The organism is Pseudomonas sp. MWU13-2517 (assembly GCF_023242545.1).
Lineage (GTDB): Bacteria > Pseudomonadota > Gammaproteobacteria > Pseudomonadales > Pseudomonadaceae > Aquipseudomonas.
The window spans coordinates 1-3,205 of the sequence record NZ_JALMFA010000031.1; the positions used below are offsets into that span (position 1 = coordinate 1).

Annotated in this window: 1 rRNA gene; it reads right to left on the reverse strand. The window is 51.0% G+C overall.

Features of this window, described 5'->3' with window-relative positions:
- Positions 1-150: 150 nt before the first annotated feature.
- Positions 151-3,042, reverse strand: a 23S ribosomal RNA gene (locus tag M5B97_RS27520).
- Between the last annotated feature and the right edge of the window lie 163 nt (positions 3,043-3,205).

Here is a 3,205-nt window from a genome sequence, read left to right on the forward strand (position 1 = left end):
GGGTACTGAGTCGTGACCGGTTGGCCTCGCTTCAGCAAATTGGGTATGTAATAGAAGTCGGTGTTCTGTGAGCTCGAACTTTCGGTTCATAGCGTCTTCACACACCGCAATCTGGCGCCTTTTCAGGTCAGCAAATTGCTTGGGTGTTATATGGTCAAGCCTCACGGGCAATTAGTATTGGTTAGCTCAACGCCTCACAGCGCTTACACACCCAACCTATCAACGTCGTAGTCTTCGACGGCCCTTCAGGGAACTCAAGGTTCCAGTGAGATCTCATCTTGAGGCTAGTTTCCCGCTTAGATGCTTTCAGCGGTTATCTATTCCGAACATAGCTACCCGGCAATGCCACTGGCGTGACAACCGGAACACCAGAGGTTCGTCCACTCCGGTCCTCTCGTACTAGGAGCAGCCCCTCTCAAATCTCAAACGTCCACGGCAGATAGGGACCGAACTGTCTCACGACGTTCTAAACCCAGCTCGCGTACCACTTTAAATGGCGAACAGCCATACCCTTGGGACCGGCTTCAGCCCCAGGATGTGATGAGCCGACATCGAGGTGCCAAACACCGCCGTCGATATGAACTCTTGGGCGGTATCAGCCTGTTATCCCCGGAGTACCTTTTATCCGTTGAGCGATGGCCCTTCCATACAGAACCACCGGATCACTAAGACCTACTTTCGTACCTGCTCGACGTGTCTGTCTCGCAGTCAAGCGCGCTTTTGCCTTTATACTCTACGACCGATTTCCGACCGGTCTGAGCGCACCTTCGTACTCCTCCGTTACTCTTTAGGAGGAGACCGCCCCAGTCAAACTACCCACCATACACTGTCCTCGATCCGGATAACGGACCTGAGTTAGAACCTCAAAGTTGCCAGGGTGGTATTTCAAGGATGGCTCCACGCGAACTGGCGTCCACGCTTCAAAGCCTCCCACCTATCCTACACAAGCAAATTCAAAGTCCAGTGCAAAGCTATAGTAAAGGTTCACGGGGTCTTTCCGTCTAGCCGCGGATACACTGCATCTTCACAGCGATTTCAATTTCACTGAGTCTCGGGTGGAGACAGCGCCGCCATCGTTACGCCATTCGTGCAGGTCGGAACTTACCCGACAAGGAATTTCGCTACCTTAGGACCGTTATAGTTACGGCCGCCGTTTACCGGGGCTTCGATCAAGAGCTTCGCGTTAGCTAACCCCATCAATTAACCTTCCGGCACCGGGCAGGCGTCACACCCTATACGTCCACTTTCGTGTTTGCAGAGTGCTGTGTTTTTAATAAACAGTCGCAGCGGCCTGGTATCTTCGACCGGCATGAGCTTACGGAGCAAGTCCTTCACCCTCACCGGCGCACCTTCTCCCGAAGTTACGGTGCCATTTTGCCTAGTTCCTTCACCCGAGTTCTCTCAAGCGCCTTGGTATTCTCTACCCAACCACCTGTGTCGGTTTGGGGTACGGTTCCTGGTTACCTGAAGCTTAGAAGCTTTTCTTGGAAGCATGGCATCAACCACTTCGTTACCTGAAAGGTAACTCGTCATCAGCTCTCGGCCTTGAAACCCCGGATTTACCTAAGATTTCAGCCTACCACCTTAAACTTGGACAACCAACGCCAAGCTGGCCTAGCCTTCTCCGTCCCTCCATCGCAATAACCAGAAGTACAGGAATATTAACCTGTTTTCCATCGACTACGCTTTTCAGCCTCGCCTTAGGGACCGACTAACCCTGCGTCGATTAACGTTGCGCAGGAAACCTTGGTCTTTCGGCGTGGGTGTTTTTCACACCCATTGTCGTTACTCATGTCAGCATTCGCACTTCTGATACCTCCAGCAAGCTTCTCAACTCACCTTCACAGGCTTACAGAACGCTCCTCTACCGCATCACTTACGTGATACCCGTAGCTTCGGTGTATGGTTTGAGCCCCGTTACATCTTCCGCGCAGGCCGACTCGACTAGTGAGCTATTACGCTTTCTTTAAAGGGTGGCTGCTTCTAAGCCAACCTCCTAGCTGTCTAAGCCTTCCCACATCGTTTCCCACTTAACCATAACTTTGGGACCTTAGCTGACGGTCTGGGTTGTTTCCCTTTTCACGACGGACGTTAGCACCCGCCGTGTGTCTCCCATGCTCGGCACTTGTAGGTATTCGGAGTTTGCATCGGTTTGGTAAGTCGGGATGACCCCCTAGCCGAAACAGTGCTCTACCCCCTACAGTGATACATGAGGCGCTACCTAAATAGCTTTCGAGGAGAACCAGCTATCTCCGAGCTTGATTAGCCTTTCACTCCGATCCACAGGTCATCCGCTAACTTTTCAACGGTAGTCGGTTCGGTCCTCCAGTTAGTGTTACCCAACCTTCAACCTGCCCATGGATAGATCGCCCGGTTTCGGGTCTATTCCCAGCGACTAGACGCCCTATTAAGACTCGCTTTCGCTACGCCTCCCCTATTCGGTTAAGCTCGCCACTGAAAATAAGTCGCTGACCCATTATACAAAAGGTACGCAGTCACAGAACAAAGTCTGCTCCCACTGCTTGTACGCATACGGTTTCAGGATCTATTTCACTCCCCTCTCCGGGGTTCTTTTCGCCTTTCCCTCACGGTACTAGTTCACTATCGGTCAGTCAGTAGTATTTAGCCTTGGAGGATGGTCCCCCCATATTCAGACAAAGTTTCTCGTGCTCCGTCCTACTCGATTTCATGACTAAGAGATTTTCGCGTACAGGGCTATCACCCACTATGGCCGCACTTTCCAGAGCGTTCCGCTAATCTCAAAGCCACTTAAGGGCTAGTCCCCGTTCGCTCGCCACTACTAAGGGAATCTCGGTTGATTTCTTTTCCTCAGGGTACTTAGATGTTTCAGTTCCCCTGGTTCGCCTCTTGCACCTATGTATTCAGTACAAGATAACCATCTTATGATGGCTGGGTTCCCCCATTCAGACATCTCCGGATCAAAGTCTGTTTGCCGACTCCCCGAAGCTTTTCGCAGGCTACCACGTCTTTCATCGCCTCTGACTGCCAAGGCATCCACCGTATGCGCTTCTTCACTTGACCATATAACCCCAAGCAATCTGGTTATACTGTGAAGACGACATTCGCCGAAAATTCGAATTTCTCAATTAAGAGAACTCACAAATTTTACCTTAGCCTGATCCGTTACCAGTGAAAGTAACGTTCAGTCTATCTTTCTATCACATACCCAAATTTTTAAAGAACG